The organism is Amycolatopsis vastitatis (genome assembly GCF_002234595.1).
GTDB classification, from domain to species: domain Bacteria; phylum Actinomycetota; class Actinomycetes; order Mycobacteriales; family Pseudonocardiaceae; genus Amycolatopsis; species Amycolatopsis vastitatis.
Genome location: NZ_NMUL01000005.1, coordinates 269,412 through 285,293 on the forward strand (window position 1 = coordinate 269,412; position 15,882 = coordinate 285,293).

General features: G+C 70.9%; 14 protein-coding genes. 8 read left to right on the forward strand and 6 right to left on the reverse strand.

Features of this window, described 5'->3' with window-relative positions:
• The first annotated feature begins 40 nt into the window (after positions 1–40).
• Positions 41–943: an SDR family oxidoreductase gene (locus CF165_RS04910; RefSeq protein ID WP_093946193.1), complete on the forward strand. Its 903-nt coding sequence runs from the start codon at positions 41–43 to the stop codon at positions 941–943.
• A gap of 142 nt (positions 944–1,085) precedes the next feature.
• Here CF165_RS04910 and CF165_RS04915 read toward each other — a convergent pair whose 3' ends face one another.
• The gene (locus tag CF165_RS04915) at positions 1,086–2,057 is read right to left on the reverse strand and encodes a helix-turn-helix transcriptional regulator (RefSeq protein ID WP_093946194.1); all 972 of its coding nucleotides are present in this window, start codon (positions 2,055–2,057) and stop codon (positions 1,086–1,088) included.
• A complete protein-coding gene (gene leuA / locus CF165_RS04920) occupies positions 2,054–3,817 on the reverse strand; it encodes a 2-isopropylmalate synthase (RefSeq protein ID WP_167441356.1) in 1,764 nt (587 codons plus the stop codon). The genes CF165_RS04915 and leuA overlap by 4 nt, the downstream gene beginning before the upstream one ends.
• A 236-nt stretch (positions 3,818–4,053) precedes the next feature.
• Here leuA and CF165_RS04925 point away from each other — a divergent pair, with 236 nt between their 5' ends.
• Positions 4,054–4,431, forward strand: a complete 378-nt coding sequence (locus CF165_RS04925) for a hypothetical protein (protein WP_093946195.1) — start codon at positions 4,054–4,056, stop codon at positions 4,429–4,431.
• Here CF165_RS04925 and CF165_RS04930 read toward each other — a convergent pair.
• A complete protein-coding gene (locus tag CF165_RS04930) occupies positions 4,426–5,016 on the reverse strand; it encodes a nitroreductase family protein (RefSeq protein WP_240521454.1) in 591 nt (196 codons plus the stop codon). The two genes, CF165_RS04925 and CF165_RS04930, sit on opposite strands and share 6 nt — an antisense overlap.
• A 228-nt stretch (positions 5,017–5,244) precedes the next feature.
• On the opposite strand from CF165_RS04930, the gene CF165_RS04935 reads away from it, so the two are divergent.
• The gene (locus CF165_RS04935; RefSeq protein WP_093946197.1) at positions 5,245–6,510 is read left to right on the forward strand and encodes an aspartate kinase; all 1,266 of its coding nucleotides are present in this window, start codon (positions 5,245–5,247) and stop codon (positions 6,508–6,510) included.
• Positions 6,510–7,550 carry an aspartate-semialdehyde dehydrogenase gene (locus CF165_RS04940; protein ID WP_093946198.1) on the forward strand — a complete coding sequence of 347 codons (1,041 nt, stop codon included), beginning with the start codon at positions 6,510–6,512 and terminating at the stop codon, positions 7,548–7,550. The genes CF165_RS04935 and CF165_RS04940 overlap by 1 nt, the downstream gene beginning before the upstream one ends.
• 50 nt (positions 7,551–7,600) lie before the next feature.
• Here CF165_RS04940 and CF165_RS04945 read toward each other — a convergent pair whose 3' ends face one another.
• Both CF165_RS04945 and CF165_RS04950 read right to left on the reverse strand, forming a co-directional pair.
• Entirely contained in the window at positions 7,601–8,698 is a 1,098-nt protein-coding gene (locus CF165_RS04945) for a DUF4034 domain-containing protein (RefSeq protein WP_093946199.1), read from the reverse strand.
• Positions 8,699–8,707: 9 nt separating this feature from the next.
• On the reverse strand, positions 8,708–10,186 hold the full coding sequence (locus CF165_RS04950) for a M48 family metalloprotease (RefSeq protein ID WP_093946200.1): 1,479 nt from the start codon (positions 10,184–10,186) through the stop codon (positions 8,708–8,710).
• A gap of 468 nt (positions 10,187–10,654) precedes the next feature.
• On the opposite strand from CF165_RS04950, the gene CF165_RS04955 reads away from it, so the two are divergent.
• Entirely contained in the window at positions 10,655–11,845 is a 1,191-nt protein-coding gene (locus CF165_RS04955) for an RtcB family protein (RefSeq protein ID WP_093946201.1), read from the forward strand.
• Between the two features lie 16 nt (positions 11,846–11,861).
• A complete protein-coding gene (locus tag CF165_RS04960; protein WP_205660768.1) occupies positions 11,862–12,242 on the forward strand; it encodes a DUF8711 family protein in 381 nt (126 codons plus the stop codon).
• Positions 12,243–12,322: 80 nt separating this feature from the next.
• Here CF165_RS04960 and CF165_RS04965 read toward each other — a convergent pair whose 3' ends face one another.
• Positions 12,323–13,513 carry an MFS transporter gene (locus tag CF165_RS04965; protein WP_240521455.1) on the reverse strand — a complete coding sequence of 397 codons (1,191 nt, stop codon included), beginning with the start codon at positions 13,511–13,513 and terminating at the stop codon, positions 12,323–12,325.
• A 171-nt stretch (positions 13,514–13,684) separates the two neighbouring features.
• On the opposite strand from CF165_RS04965, the gene CF165_RS04970 reads away from it, so the two are divergent.
• The gene (locus CF165_RS04970) at positions 13,685–15,163 is read left to right on the forward strand and encodes a DHA2 family efflux MFS transporter permease subunit (protein ID WP_093946202.1); all 1,479 of its coding nucleotides are present in this window, start codon (positions 13,685–13,687) and stop codon (positions 15,161–15,163) included.
• Positions 15,144–15,743 (forward strand): acyl-CoA-like ligand-binding transcription factor, encoded by a 600-nt coding sequence (locus tag CF165_RS04975; RefSeq protein ID WP_205660769.1) that lies wholly within the window; start codon positions 15,144–15,146, stop codon positions 15,741–15,743. The genes CF165_RS04970 and CF165_RS04975 overlap by 20 nt, the downstream gene beginning before the upstream one ends.
• The last annotated feature ends 139 nt before the right edge of the window (positions 15,744–15,882 follow it).

A 15,882-nucleotide genomic window follows, 5' to 3' on the forward strand; every position in this document is an offset into this window, starting at 1 on the left:
CATGACAGGAGTTGTCATGGTTCGCCGTGAGGCTGGGCGCATGAACACACTTTCCGGAAAAGTCGCACTGGTGGCGGGCGGAACGCGCGGCGCGAGCCGGGCGATCGCCGTCGAACTGGGCCGCGCGGGCGCCTTCGTGTACGTGACCGGCCGGACGACGCGCGCCGGACGGTCCGAAGTGGACCGTCCCGAGACGATCGAGGAGACCGCGGAGCTGATCGAGAAGGCGGGCGGCCAGGCGGAGGCCATCCGCGTCGACCACCTGGTGCCGGACGAAGTCGCGGCGCTGGCCGAGCGGATCGAATCCCTCGACATCCTGGTCGACGGCCTGTGGGGCGGCGACAAGCACCTCGGCTGGGACAAGCCGGTGTGGGAGCACGACCTGGCCGCGGGCCTGCGCATGATCCGGCTCGGCATCGACGCGCACCTGATCACGAGCCACTTCCTGCTGCCGCTGCTGATCAAGCGACCGGGCGGCCTGGTCGTCGAGCTGACCGACGGCACGGCCGAGTACAACGCGAAGTACCGCGAAGGCACTTCGCTGCCGTTCTACCTCGCGAAGGCGTCGGCGCACCTGCTGGCGATCGGCGAGGCCGCGGAGCTGGCTTCCTTCGGTGCGACCGCGGTCGCGTTCACGCCGGGTTACCTGCGTTCGGAGGCGATGTTGGAAGGCTATGGCGTCACGGAGGAGAACTGGCGTGACGCGTGCGGGCGAGTCCCGCACTTCGAGATTTCGGAGACGCCGACGTTCAGCGGCCGGACGGTGGCGGCGCTGGCCGCGGACCCGGATCGGCACCGGTGGTCGGGCCGGACGGTGAGCAGCGGCGAGCTGGCGAAGGAGTACGAAGTGGACGACGTCGACGGCAGCCGGCCGGACGCCTGGCGGTACCTGGCGGAGGTCGCCGAAGCGGGCAAGCCCGCGGACACGACCGGGTACCGCTGAGCCGGGGGCGAGCCGTCCGCCCCGAAACTTCCCCGCCCTCCCTGGGGGACGTCCCCAAGTCCAGTCTATCGGCAGGGTGTGACAAAACTGCCCACCTGACCGCCGTGGCCGCAGGTTGTCCACAACCGCCGGCCCCTGTGGATCAACCGTTGCGGGCCGCCAGCTCCGCGCCGATCCCGGCCAGGGCCGCCCGCAGCTCCGCCGGCTCGAGCACCTCCACCCCCGGGCTCAAGGCGACCAGCTGGCCGAGGCCGATCTCGTCTCCCTCCAGGGCGAGCTCGGCCGGGGCCCATCCCTCCGCGTCGGGCGGGCCCAACGACACCACCGTCTCCGCCAGGTGCTCGCCGCCGAATACGCGGCGCAGCTCGCGGACGGCGACGCGGTTCAGCCGGGCCTTCACCCGCAATGGCCGCGCCACCTGCTCGAACGTCGCCGACGACGTACTCCACCAACGAGCCAGGTCGAAGTCCGCCGGCCGCTCGAACGCGACGTCGAGCGGCGAAGCGGTCAAGATCCGCGACACCCGGTACGTCCGGAGCGCGTCGTCCGAGACCACCCGGGCCACCAGGTACCAAACACCCGCCTTCAGCACCAGGCCGAACGGCTCCAGCTCCCGCGAGGCCACCTTGTCGCGGCGGTGGTAGCTCACCGAGAGCCGCCGCTGTGCCCAGACCGCCTGGACCACCGTGGCCAGCGCCGGTGGCTCGTCGGCGCTGCCGAACCAGCCCGGTGCGTCCAGGTGGAAGCGGCCGGCGACCAGCGCCGCGTGCTCCCGCAGCTCGGCGGGCATACCCGCGGCCACCTTCGCCCGCGCCGCGCTGCCCGCCGTGTCCAAACCGAGTCCCGCGAGCGCGGAAGGGACTCCCAGGGCGAAGAGCGCGACGGCTTCACGCGCGGTGAGGCCGTCGAGGCCCGCGCGCCAGCCGTCGACCAGGCGGAAGCCGCCGTGGCGGCCCTGCTCTGTCCACAGTGGAACGCCCGCGTCGCGCAGCGCCGCCAGGTCGCGGTGCGTCGTGCGCTCCGAGACGCCCAGCTCCGAGGCGAGCTCGGCGGCGGTCGCGCTGCGTCGCCGTTGCAGCGTGAACAACAGCGCGACCAACCGCTCCGCTTTCACCGGTTGGCGCGGTTCACCGCCGAGACGACCGCGCGCAGCGACGCCGTGACGATCGACGGGTCGATGCCGATGCCCCAGAACACCCGGTCCGAGATCGCGCACTCGATGTACGACGCGGCGCGCGCGTCGTCGCCCGGCGACAGCGTGTGCTCGCTGTAGTCCAAGAGCCGCAGGTCGAAGCCCACCGTCGACAGCGCGTCGAAGAACGCCGCGATCGGGCCGTTGCCGCGGCCGGTGATCTCGTGCTCGTCACCTTCCACGCGGACGGTCGCGGCGATGTCGTACTCGCCGTCGCCGTTGTCGCGGACGTGCTGGCGGACCAGCTCCAGCGGCGTCTTCAGCTCCAGGTACTCGGCCGAGAAGGCGTTGTACATGGTCGTCGGGTCGACCTCGCCGCCCTCGGTGTCGGTGTAGCGCTGGATGACCTTCGAGAACTCGATCTGCAGCCGGCGCGGCAGGTCGAGCTGGTGCTCGGCCTTCATGATGTAGGCGACGCCGCCCTTGCCGGACTGCGAGTTCACCCGGATCACGGCCTCGTACGTGCGGCCGACGTCCTTCGGGTCGATCGGCAGGTACGGGACCTCCCACGGGTACTCGTCAATCGGTACGCCGGCCTTGTCGGCGGCGTCCTTCAGCGCGTCGAGACCCTTGTTGATCGCGTCCTGGTGGCTGCCGGAGAACGCGGTGAACACCAGGTCGCCGCCCCACGGCGAGCGCTCGCCGACCGGCAGCTGGTTGCAGTACTCGACCGTCCGCTTGATCTCGTCCATGTCGGAGAAGTCGATCTGCGGGTCGATGCCCTGGCTGTAGAGGTTCATGCCCAGCGCGACCAGGTCGACGTTGCCGGTGCGCTCGCCGTTGCCGAACAGGCAGCCCTCGATCCGGTCGGCGCCGGCCTGGTAGCCCAGCTCGGCGGCGGCGATCCCGGTGCCGCGGTCGTTGTGCGGGTGCAGCGACAGGATCACCGAGTCGCGGCGGGCCAGGTTCCGGCTCATCCACTCGATCGAGTCGGCGTAGACGTTCGGCGTGGCCATCTCGACGGTCGCCGGCAGGTTCAGGATCACCGGCTTCTCGGGCGTCGGCTGCCAGATGTCGGTGACGGCGTTGCAGACCTCGAGCGCGTAGGACAGCTCGGTGCCGGTGTAGGACTCCGGCGAGTACTGGAACCGGAAGTCGGTGTCGGGGTGCTTCGCGGCCAGGTCGACGACCATTTCCGCGCCCTGCGTCGCGATCTTCTTGATGCCCTCGCGCTCTTCGCGGAAGACCACGCGGCGCTGCAGGATCGACGTCGAGTTGTAGATGTGGACGATCGCCCGCGGCGCGCCGTCCAGGGCCTGGAACGTGCGCTCGATCAGCTCCGGGCGGCACTGCGACAGCACCTGGATGCTGACGTCGTCCGGGATGGCGCCTTCGTCGATGATTTCGCGGACGAAGTCGAAGTCCGTCTGCGACGCCGCCGGGAAGCCGACCTCGATCTCCTTGTAGCCCATGCGGACCAGCAGGTCGAAGAACTTGCGCTTGCGTGCCGGTGACATCGGGTCGATCAGGGCTTGGTTACCGTCCCGCAGGTCGACGGCGCACCACAGCGGCGCGCGGTCGATGCGCTTTTCGGGCCAGGTGCGGTCGGGCAGGTCGATGTTCTCGACCAGGTCGTACCAGGGGCGGTAGCGGTGAACCGGCATGGACGTGCCGCGCTGGGTGTTCCAGATGGGCTGGTCGGCGGGCGCGGTGCGAGAGGGTTTGCGGATGCGCGAACTCATGAAAGGGGTGTCTCCAGCTCGACGGGTGCGACCGGCACCACGAAGCCCCGCGACGGGGAGCCGGTCCGGTCAGGCCCCGTCGCGGCAGCGAAGCAGGAGAGCACGTGCCACGACCCCACCATAACCACGGAACGCCGCGTGAGGGAAGCCGGGCCGCGATGGAACCGTTACTTCGGGTCGGCCGATCGTGTTACCAGCGGGTAGCAATCGGCCCAGTCCCGTGCGAAACTGCGGGCATGGCTGAACACGCTGAGTCGTCGGAGGAGACGGAGACCCGCGTCTCCCGCTCGCGCCGGGCCGCCGTCGATTGGCGCCGGACCGGGGGCAGGGTGGCCTCGCTGGTGGCGTCGATCGTCCGCTGGATCGGCCTGGTCTTCGCGGCGCTGCTGGTGATCCACGTGATCTTCACGGTCGGCTCGGCCAACCCGGACAACGGCATCGTCTCGTTCGTCAAGTCCTGGGCGGACAGCCTGGCACTCGGCTTCAGCGACCTGTTCACGCCCAGTGACGAGAAGCTCCGCGTCCTGGTGAACTACGGGATCGCGGCGATCTTCTGGCTCGTGGTGTCCGGGATCCTCGCCAAGGTGATCCGCCGGGTGGGCGGGACGTCATAGCGCGGGCTTGCCCCACTGGTCGCTGAACGCGAACTCGTCCAGGGGGATCCGCGCCCGCTCCGCCTTCTCCCGCTCGATCCGCCAGTCCTCCGCCAGGACGTCGGGCGCGGCCGGGGAGCCGACCGCGATCGCCACCTTCGGGACCGCGTCGGACGGCAGGGAGAACGCCGCGCTCACGGCGCCGGGCGAGAAGCCCGCCATCTGGTGCGCGACCAACCCCAGCTCCACGGCCTGCAGCACGAGGTTCTCCGAAGCCAGGCCGAGCCCGTACTCCGCGTACGGCACCTCGCCCTTTTCGTTCGTCGTCACCATCACGCCGATCAGCAGCAGGCTCGCCCGGTGCGCCCAGGCCCGGTTGCCCGAATTGAGCGTCGCCAGGATCGCGTCGAACGCCGGGGTGCCGCGGACGCCGACCAGGTAGCGGGCCGGCTGGGTGTTGCCGAACGACGGCGCCCAGCGGGCCGCTTCGAGCAGGGCGCGCACCTGCTCCGGGGTGACCGCGGCCGACTCGTCGTAAGCCCGCGGGCTCCACCGTTCCGCCATCAGGCCGGCGATCGGGACGCTCGTCACAGCTGGTTTCCGCACGCCGAGGACATTACCGATGAGTGCTGTGCGTCACTCGGGAGGAAGGGCTCCGCGCATTTCGTTGGTGTTGCGGAAGATTTACTTCCGCGACACCCGCAGGCCGGGTCCGCCCCACGTCAAGAGGGTGGCGGGCCGCCCAGGCCCCGGTAGGCTCCAGTTCAAATCATGGGACGCGGGGGCTCTCCGGTGCCCACCAGGGAGCCGCCCGGCCCGCGAGGAGGTTCGGGCGTGGCCCTCGTGGTCCAGAAGTACGGCGGATCGTCGCTGGAAAGTGCCGACCGGATCAAGCGCGTCGCGGAGCGGATCGTCGCCACGAAGAAGGCGGGCAACGACGTCGTCGTGGTCTGCTCGGCGATGGGTGACACCACCGACGAGCTGCTCGACCTGGCGCAGCAGGTCAACCCGGCGCCGCCGGAGCGGGAGATGGACATGCTGCTCACCGCCGGTGAGCGCATCTCGAACTCGCTGGTCGCGATGGCGATCGCGGCCCAGGGCGCCGAGGCGTGGTCGTTCACCGGTTCGCAGGCCGGCGTCGTCACGACGTCGGTGCACGGCAACGCGCGCATCATCGACGTCACGCCGAGCCGGGTCACCGAGGCGCTCGAGCAGGGCTACATCGCGCTGGTCGCGGGCTTCCAGGGCGTCGCGCAGGACACCAAGGACATCACCACGCTGGGCCGCGGCGGCTCGGACACCACCGCCGTCGCGCTGGCCGCCGCGCTGAACGCCGACGTGTGCGAGATCTACTCCGATGTGGACGGTGTGTACACGGCCGACCCGCGGGTGGTGCCGGACGCGAAGAAGCTCGACACCGTCACGTACGAAGAGATGCTCGAGCTCGCCGCGAGTGGGTCGAAGATCCTGCACCTGCGTTCGGTGGAGTACGCGCGCCGCTACGGCGTCCCCATCCGAGTCCGTTCTTCCTACAGTGACAAGCCGGGCACGACGGTGACCGGTTCTATCGAGGAGATCCCCGTGGAACAAGCCCTGATCACCGGTGTGGCGCACGACCGCTCCGAAGCCAAGATCACGGTCACCGGGGTGCCGGACCACACCGGTGCCGCGGCCCGGATCTTCCGCGTGATCGCCGACGCCGAGATCGACATCGACATGGTGCTGCAGAACGTGTCCAGCACCGTCTCCGGCCGCACCGACATCACGTTCACGCTGTCGAAGGCCAACGGCGCCAAGGCGGTCAAGGAACTCGAGAAGGTCAAGGCGGAGATCGGCTTCGAGTCGGTCCTCTACGACGACCACGTCGGCAAGGTGTCGCTGGTCGGCGCCGGGATGCGCTCGCACCCGGGTGTCACGGCGACGTTCTGCGAGGCGCTGGCCGAGGCCGGTGTGAACATCGAAATCATCAACACCTCGGAGATCCGCATCTCGGTGCTGATCCGGGACGCGCAGCTCGACGACGCCGTGCGCGCGATCCACGAGGCGTTCGAACTCGGCGGCGACGAAGAAGCCGTCGTCTACGCGGGGAGTGGTCGCTGATGGCGGACGGGCTGCGGGTCGGGGTGGTCGGCGCGACCGGCCAGGTCGGCGCGGTGATGCGCAAGCTGCTGGCGGAACGGGAGTTCCCCATCGCCGAGCTGCGGTACTTCGCTTCGGCGCGCTCGGCGGGATCGAAGCTTCCCTGGCGCGACACCGAAATCACGATCGAGGACGCCTCGACGGCGGATCCGTCCGGTTTGGACATCGCGCTGTTCTCCGCCGGCGGGTCGACGTCGAAGGCACAGGCGCCGCGGTTCGCCGCGGCGGGCGTGACGGTGATCGACAACTCCTCGGCGTTCCGGATGGACCCGGATGTGCCGCTGGTCGTCAGCGAGGTCAACCCGCAGGCCATCAAGGAAGCGCGCAAGGGGATCATCGCGAACCCCAACTGCACCACCATGGCCGCGATGCCGGTGCTCAAGCCGCTGCACGACGAGGCCGGGCTGGTCCGGCTGGTCGCGTCGACCTACCAGGCGGTGTCCGGCAGCGGCCTGGCCGGCGTGGACGAGCTGGCGGGCCAGGTGAAGGCGGCGGCCGAGCACGCGTCGCTGCTGACCCACGACGGCGCGGCGATCGACTTCCCGAAGCCGGAGAAGTACGTCCGCCCGATCGCCTTCAACGTCCTGCCGATGGCCGGGTCCATTGTGGACGACGGTGAGTTCGAGACCGACGAAGAGAAGAAGTTCCGCAACGAGAGCCGCAAGATCTTGAGCATCCCGGGGCTCGGCGTGTCGTGCACGTGCGTGCGCGTGCCGGTGTTCTCGGGGCACTCGATCTCGGTGAACGCGGAGTTCGAGCGGGCGCTGACGGTCGAACGCGCGACGGAGCTGCTGACGCACGCGCCGGGCGTCGAGCTGTCGGAGGTCCCGACCCCGCTGCAGGCGGCGGGCAACGACCCGAGCTACGTCGGCCGCATCCGCGCCGACCAGGGTGTCGAGGGCGGCCGCGGACTGGCGTTGTTCATCTCGAACGACAACCTGCGCAAGGGTGCGGCGCTCAACGCCGTCCAGATCGCGGAGCTGGTCGCCCAGCAGCTCTGACGGCCACCCCGAAGGCCCCTCGCCGAGCGCGGTGAGGGGCCTTCGGCTGCTCACGGCCGGGTAGCGCCGTAGCAGGCGAGGTACCGCGTCTTCAGGAACTCGCGTTCCGGGCGGCCGGTGTAGGCCCAGACGAGCGCGTCCGCGTGCACGCCGAGCACCTTGAACTGCTCGACGGCCTCGTCGCACCGGTCGTTCGCCACCAGCGCCTTGGCCGCGTACGCGCGGTCGCGGAGGTTCGCCGGGTGGTCCCGGCCTTCGCCGTCCAGCCAGGGCAGGACGACGTCCAGTGCGAGCTTGGTCCGGTCGCTCTTCCAGGCCTCGACGCCTTTGTCCTCCGCTTCGTGCGCGGCGACGAGGGTCAGGCCCGCCAGCTTCGGCGCCTTGTCGAGGGCTTCGTCGGCGAACGCGAACATCTGCTCGTGGGAGCCGAACCACTTGGCGCACCAGTACTGCAGTGCCTGCTCGTGGGCAGGCCGGTGGAGCGGGTCGCGGGCCACGAGCTCCGCCCAGACCGCGCGGAAGTCGTCGTTCCCGTACTGCCGCCCGCGGGCGACGGTGAGCATGGTGCACCACGGCGTGGGATCTTCCGGCGCGGCTTCGACCGCGGCGTGCGTCGCCGCTTCGGCGTCCTCGAGCACCCGGAAGAACCCGGCCCACTGCTCCTCGGAGACGTGTTCGGGGGTGAGCCCCGAGCGGATCTGCCAGGCCAGCGCGACCAGGCCCTGCGCGTTGACGGCGGCGGCGTCCGCGCTTCCCGACGCCTGCCACTCCTTCAGCGGCGCGTCGTCGTCCGCGGCGGCGTCGCCGAGCTGCTGCACGGCGAAGGCCCGGCGGTCCCAGTCGGTGCCGAGGCCGGCCAGCAACGCGGCGCCCGGCTGCCAGTCACCGGCGCGGTAGGCCGTGACGGCTTCGGCGACGCGGGCGTCGGCGACGAACTTCGCCGCCGTCACCTCCTTGTCCGGCGGGAGACCCCACAGCGCGACGTCCGGCATCTCGACCTTCGGCTTGTCGTCCTGGGGGACGTATTGCGCGAGCTCCTCCGGCGAGAGCGTCTTCGCGTAGTCCTCGACGCTCATCCCGCGGACCTTCGCGGCCTTCACCAACGCGATGGCGGCCTTGCGGCGTTGGGAATTGAACAACGACAGCACAGTTTCTCCTCAAGAACGGACGGGCAGCGCGCCGGCGGCCACCAGCAGGCGGCGTAGCGGCGCCGTGTCGTGGTCGGCCGACGCGGCGTCGAGGGCCGCGGCCAGCTCGCTGCCGTAAGGCTCGTCGACGACGAATTCGGGCGGCCCGGACCAGGACAGCTTCCAGTGCGCCACCTCGGCTTCCGCGAGGTACGCCTTGACCACAGTGGACAACCGGTCGCGAACCGAGGGGGCGGCGAACTCGCGCTGGGCCCGGGGACCGGCCGACGCCGGCGGCTTGTGCTCCGGGTCGGCCAGCTCGGCCGCGCGGCCGGCGTCGATGAGGTCGAGGGCCTGCGCCAGCGTCCCGCCCGCGCCCAGGATCCCGGCCGCCGCGCGGGTGACGGAGTGCCGGACGCCGAGATCCACCAGCCGGTCCCAGCCGATGCGGCGCTTGGCTTTCGCTTTGTCCGAAAAGTCGGAAACCATCGCGGCTTCCAGCGTCGTGGCCGCGTCACGGAGGACTTCGCTCGCCGGGTGGCCGCCGTCCTGGCGCACCGGGACCTCCGGGAGCGCCTCGAGCGCGGCGATCCGCTCGGCCGTCGGCGGGTGCGTGTCGTAGCGGGAAGTCTCTTCCGCGGGTGGGTTCTGCCGGATGCGGTCGAACTCCTCGGCGCGGGCTTCGTCGGCGAGCAGCGACCGGAAGCCGCCGGCCAGCCGGTCGGGCAGGTAGCCGGCGTCCCAGCCGATCGGGACGTAGCGGTCGAAGTAGAAGTCCCAGGCGACGTCGAGGGCTTCGATCTCGCGCAGCGCGCTGGTCATCGCCGCGGTGCCGGCGACGCGGGCCGCGGCGGCGTCGGCGGCGAGCTCCTGACGGCGGCAGGCCGCGGCGGAGACCGCGAAGTAGAGCTTCGCGTAGAGCACGAACAGCCTGCGGACCAGGCCTTCGAACCAGCCGTCGCCGCCGAGGCCGGTCAGCGCGCGTTCGATCGAGCGGCGGCCGCGGTAGGTCAGCCCGGCCAGCCGGGTGTCGTTGTTGCTGTAGTGCCCGAGTTCGTGCCCGAGCAGGGCACGCAGCTGGTCGTGCCGTAGCCCGGCGAGCAGCTGCGCGCCGATGAACATCTCGCGCCGCCGCACGCGCAGGCCGAGCCACCCGGTCCGCTCACGCACCCCGGCGTTGACCTCGCTGACCAGCGTGATCGTGTCCGGCGGCCGGGTGCCGACCGCGGCGGCCAGCTCTTCGACGAGCGCCCACAGCGCCGGCTCGTCCGCGCGCGTCACCGGCACGCCGCTCCCGGTGTCCCCGCGCGTCCGCTCGATCGCGAACAGGGCCTTGAGCAGGGCGTACGACACCGGCACCGCGACGATGCCGAGCTTGACCGCCAAGATGCCGGAGTGCCGGAAGAAGAAGTACTCGGCCACGGCGAGGCCGCCGACGACCAGGAACACGAGCACCGGGAACCCGGCCAGCAAAGCGACGGCGACGAGCGCGCGCCAAGACGTCTTCACGATGGATCGATCCTCCCCGAGCCGCCCCTCCCCGGACGGTCGGCCCATTGTGCACGAAGTGCCGGCCCGGCGGATTTCTTTTTGCTCACGAAGAAATCGCGTTGCGTCACGGCCCGGCCGGCTTTCCGGCAGGCCTGGGTGCCGGTCCTGCTCGGCAAGCCAATCGCGCAGCCACGGGCGTTCGGTGGTGGCCAGGGCCGCCGAGCACCGGTGCTTCAGCTCGCCCGAGCGGTCTACCCCGCCGGGTTGTCCACAGCGGCCTCCGGTTGTGGACAACCCGGCGCCCGAAAGCCGGAAAACGGTTCTTCGTCGGCAGCCGCCGATAGACTGGACTTGGGGACGCCCCCCCAGGGAAGGGCGGTGGAGCTGCCGTCGCTGGTCCTCCACAGTGGACGATCGGAAATCGCCTTGTCCGATCGTCTGCCAAGAGAGATCCTAAGCCCCGCAAGCAACAAGGGGAGGAAAACCATGTACACCGCTGTCGACGGCGCCCGCGTCCCGATCCGGATGTGGGCGGATCCCGCGTCGGTCGAAGACCAGGCCATGCGGCAGCTGCACAACGTCGCGAACCTGCCGTGGGTGCACGGCGTCGCCGTGATGCCCGACGTGCACTACGGCAAGGGGGCGACCGTCGGCAGCGTCATCGCCATGCGTGACGCCGTTTCGCCCGCCGCTGTCGGTGTCGACATCGGCTGCGGGATGAGCGCCGTCCGGACCTCGCTCACCGCGAAGGACCTGCCGGACGACCTCGGCAAGCTGCGCCGGCGCATCGAAAGCGCCGTGCCGGTCGGTTTCGGGCTGCACAAGACGCCCGTGAACCCGGCCAAGGTGCACGGCGTCGGCGGCTGGGACGCGTTCTGGAAGGGCTTCGGCGAGCTGCACAGCGGTGTCCAGGAGCTGCACGACCGGGCCGCGCGGCAGATCGGCAGCCTCGGCGGCGGCAACCACTTCATCGAGGTCTGCCTCGAGCAGGGCGGTGCCGACGAGGGCCGGGTCTGGCTGATGCTGCACTCGGGTTCGCGCAACATCGGCAAGGAGCTGGCCGAGCGGCACATGGCCGTCGCGCGCAAGCTGCCGCACAACGCGGACTTGCCCGACCGGGACCTCGCGGTGTTCGTCGCCGGCACACCGGAGATGGCGGCTTACCGGCGCGACCTGTTCTGGGCGCAGGACTACGCGGCGCGCAACCGCGCCACGATGGTCGCGCTGCTGAAGCAGGCGGTCCGCGACGAGCTGCCGCAGGTGACCTACGGCGACGCGATCTCGTGCCACCACAACTACGTCGCCGAGGAGACCTACGACGGCGTCGAGCTGCTCGTCACCCGGAAGGGCGCGATCCGCGCCGGATCGGGTGATCTCGGGATCATCCCGGGCAGCATGGGGACCGGTTCGTACATCGTCCGCGGCCTGGGCAACGACTCGTCGTTCCAGTCGGCTTCGCACGGCGCGGGCCGCCGGATGTCGCGGACCAAGGCGAAGAAGCTGTTCACCGCCGACGACCTCGCGGCGCAGACGGCGGGCGTCGAGTGCCGCAAGGACTCCGGCGTGGTCGACGAGATCCCGGCGGCGTACAAGGACATCGATTCGGTGATTCGCGCGCAGACGGACCTGGTCGAGGTGGTGGCGCACCTCAAGCAGGTGGTCTGCGTCAAGGGCTGAGCGGTACCTTGGCCGGATGACGAGGGGTGGAATCACGGCCGCGCTGCTGGCCGCGGCCGCACTGCTGCTGAGCGGGTGCGCCGAGGTCGGCAACGCGGTCGACCAGGGGAGCAAGACGGCGGACAAGGTCGGCGCGTGCGCGGAGGCGCTCGGGCTCGCCGACCTGAACCCGCTGGTCGACCCGGCCAAGTTCAAGGCCCGCGCCGAAGACAAGGAGCGGCGGCTGCGCGAACTCGCGGGCGACGTCCAGGACCAGGACGTCAAGAACGCGCTGCTCGGCATGGCCGACTCCTACGTCGAGGTGCAGAAGGAACGCATCGACGACGCCGGTGTCGTGGCCAAGTGGGTGCAACGCAACGTCAAGAAGATCGACGCCCTGCGCGTGGCCTGCGGCTAGCGGGTCTGCGGCGGCGCACCCGAACGACATGAATGACTCATTCCTGTCCTCCGGCGACAGGAATGAGTCATTCACTACACCTAGCGCTCGGCCAGCGCGGGGACCGGCTCGGGGGCCGGGGTGCGGCGGCGCAGCAGGCCGGCCGCCGCGAGGACCAGGCCGCCGAGGCCGGCCGCCGCGAAGCCCCACGCCGGGCTCGAGTGGTCGATCGCGAAGCCGACCACCGGGCCGCCCAGTGCCAGGCCGAGCCGGGTGGAAGCGTCCTGCAGTCCCATCGCCTCGCCGCGGACCTGCGGCGGGGCGATCCGGCTGACCGTCTCGGTCGTCGCCGCCAGGGTCGGGGCGCAGACCAGGTTCGTCGGGATCAGCACCAGCATCAGCAGCCACCACGGCCGGTCGGCCAGCCCGACCGGCACCACCAGCAGCGCGAGCAGCAGCATCAACACGCCTTGGGGCAGCGACCGCCGTACCGCGCCGTGCACGATGCCGCCGAGGATCGACGCCGCGCACATCACCGCGATGACCAGCCCGGTCACCTGGAGGTCGCCGTTCGAGCGCAGGGCCGCCAGCGTCGCCAGTTCGGTGCCGACGAGCACGAACAACGCGCCGGCGGCGATCAGCAGCGTCGCCACCAGCCGCCCGGTGAGCCAGCTGCGCAGCGGCGGCCGGGCGCCGGGGGGCTCCGGCTCGGCGACCTCTTCGCGGAGCGGGGGATTGACCAGCCAGATCAGGAACGCCGTGCCGCCGAACAGCACGCCGAGCGCGGTGAGCGTCCAGGTCGGTGAGAACGCCGTGATCGCCGCGATGCCCGCCGCGGGACCGATCATGAACGTCGCTTCGATCGAGATGGTGTCGAGCGAATACGCCGCCCGGCGCTCCTGCGGCGGCACGAGCGCCGCCAGGACCTGCCGGGCCAGCGAGCCCGCCGGCACCGAAAGCATCCCCGCCGGAACCGCGACCGCGGCGAGCGCCGCGTACGGCAGGTGCGGTGCGGCGGCCCAGAACACCGTCGTGCCGATCCCGCAGACCGCGACGACCGGGCGCAGCCCGTACCGGTCCAGGCAGCGGCCGAGCAGCGGCGCGCCGACGGCCATCCCGAGCGTGATACCGGCGCCGACCAGCCCGGCGGCGCCGTAGCCGCGGCCGAGCCCGGTGACGATGTACAGCGTCATCAGCACGCCGTTCATGGTCATCGGCAGCCGCGCCAGGAACATCAGGGCCATCGTCGACGGGACGCGGGGGACGGACAGGACCCGGCGGTACGGCTGCATCGACACACCTCGATGAGAACCCAAGGTGGTACGCGCGTGCAACTTGTTTACGTGCTCACCTCTGGCGCCCGGAGATTATGATAGCTACTATCAGTTGGTAATTGCTATCAATTGGGGGTCGCTATGACTCAACTTCATCCCCGCAGGTGGTGGGCACTCGGTGCGCTCGCGGTGAGCCTGCTGACCGTCGGCCTGGACCTGACCGTGCTCAACGTCGCCGTGCCGACGCTGGCCGTCGACCTCGGCGCCACGACCACGCAGCTGCAGTGGTTCGGCAACGCCTACACGCTCGCGCTGGCCGCCCTGCTGCTGCCGGCCGGCCTGCTCGGCGACCGGTTCGGCCCGAAGAAGCTCCTGCTCGGCGCCCTCGTGGTGTTCGGGCTGGCCTCGCTGGGGTGCGCGTACGCCGATTCGCCGGGCGAGCTCATCGCCGCCCGGGTCGTGCTCGGTGTCGGCGCCGCGTTCCTCATCCCGCTCTCGCTCTCGCTGCTGAACATCCTGTTCCCGCCGGAGGAGCGGGCGAAGGCGCTGACGACGTGGGTGATGGCGATGTTCCTCGGCATCCCGCTGGGCCCGCTGCTCGGCGGCTGGCTGCTCGACCACTTCGCCTGGGGCTCGGTGTTCCTCGTCAACGTCCCGCTGACCGTGGTCGGCGTGGTCGCGGTGCTGTGCCTCGTGCCGCTGACCCGGGGCTCCGGCCAGGGCGGGATCGACTTCACCGGCATCGCGCTCTCGGCCGCCGGGCTGGTCGCGCTCACCTACGGCTTCGTCCACGCCGGCGAGCACGGCTGGGCCGACCCGGTGACGTACGGCCTGATCGCCCTGGGTGCCGCGCTCGTGGCGGTGTTCTGCTGGACGCAGACGCGGGTGGCCGCGCCGCTCACCGACCTCGCGTTGTTCCGCGAACCGCGGTTCGTCTGGGGCGCGGTGCTGGCCACGATGGCGTCCTTCGCGCTGATGGGCCTGTTGTTCGTGCTCCCGCAGCTGTTCCAGGCGGTCCAGGGCGCCGACGCGCTGCAGACCGGCATCCGGTTGCTGCCGCTGATCGGCGGGATGCTGGTGGCGGCGAAGATCGCCGAACGGCTGGTCGCGGTGCTCGGCGTGCGCGTGGTCGTCACCGGCGGGTTCGTGCTGCTCGCGGCCGGGCTGGCCTGGGGTTCGACGACTTCGCCGTCGGACGGCTACGGCGCCACGGCCGGGTGGGAGGTCGTCATCGGCCTCGGCACCGGGTGCACCCTGCCGCCGCTGATGACCATGGCGATGGGTGCGCTCACCGAGGGCCGGTCGGGGGCCGGTTCGGCGTTGATCCAGGTGCTGCGCCAGGTCGGCGGCACCATCGGCGTCGCGGTGCTGGGCACCGTGCTGAACGGGGTCTACCGCGACGGCGTCGCCGTCGACGGCCTGCCCGCGCCGGTGGCCGACGTGGTGCGAGGCAGCGCGTCCGGCGCGGTCGCCGTCGCGGAGAAGCTGCACCTGCCGGCACTGGCCGCTTCCGCGCGGGCCGCGTTCACCGACGGCATGGCCGCGACGCTGTGGGTGTGCGCCGGCCTCGGCGTGGCCGCCGCCGCGCTGGCGCTGCTATTCCTGCCCGGGCGGGACCCCGCGGGAGCGCAGCCGCGAGAATCGGAGCATGACGTCGTCGCCATCTGAGCCGCAGGGACTGCGCGAACGGAAGAAGGCCAGGACGCGTGCCGCGATCCAGCGGCACGCGTTGCGGCTGTTCCACGAGCAGGGCTACAGCGCGACGACGGTGGACCAGATCGCGGCCGCCGCCGAGATCTCGCCCAGCACCTTCTTCCGGTACTTCCCGACGAAGGAAGCGACCGTCCTCTACGACCCGTTCGACCCGGTGCTCATCGAAGCCGCGCTCGCGCAGCCGCCCGAGCTCAGCCCGACCGCCGCGCTGCGGGCGACCGCGGACACCATCCGCACCCACATCCCGGCCGAAGAGTGGGAGCGGGAACGCGAGCGGCAGGTGCTGGTGTTCCGGGAGCCGGAGCTGCGCACCGCGGTGATGGACAAGTTCGCCGAGGGGATCGACCTGCTGGCCGGGATGGCCGCGCGGCGCACCGGGCGGGCCGTGGACGACTTCGACGTCCGCAACTGGGCGGGTGCGGTGGTCGGCGTCGTCATGGCCGCGTTCGCCGGTGCCGCAGCGGATCCCGGTGCCGACACCCTGGCGATCCTCGACAAGGCGCTGGCCCACCTGGAGGCCGGGCTGCCGCTTTGACACTGCGGATTCCGAAACTTGTTTCGCATTTCCGCCGTCACATGGGGAGAACCGTGTGGGTGGCGATGCGAGCGTGGGGGACGCCCCATCTGGAGCAGTGGTGACACGCGGTCCGACGGAGTGATGAAGCTAAATGATC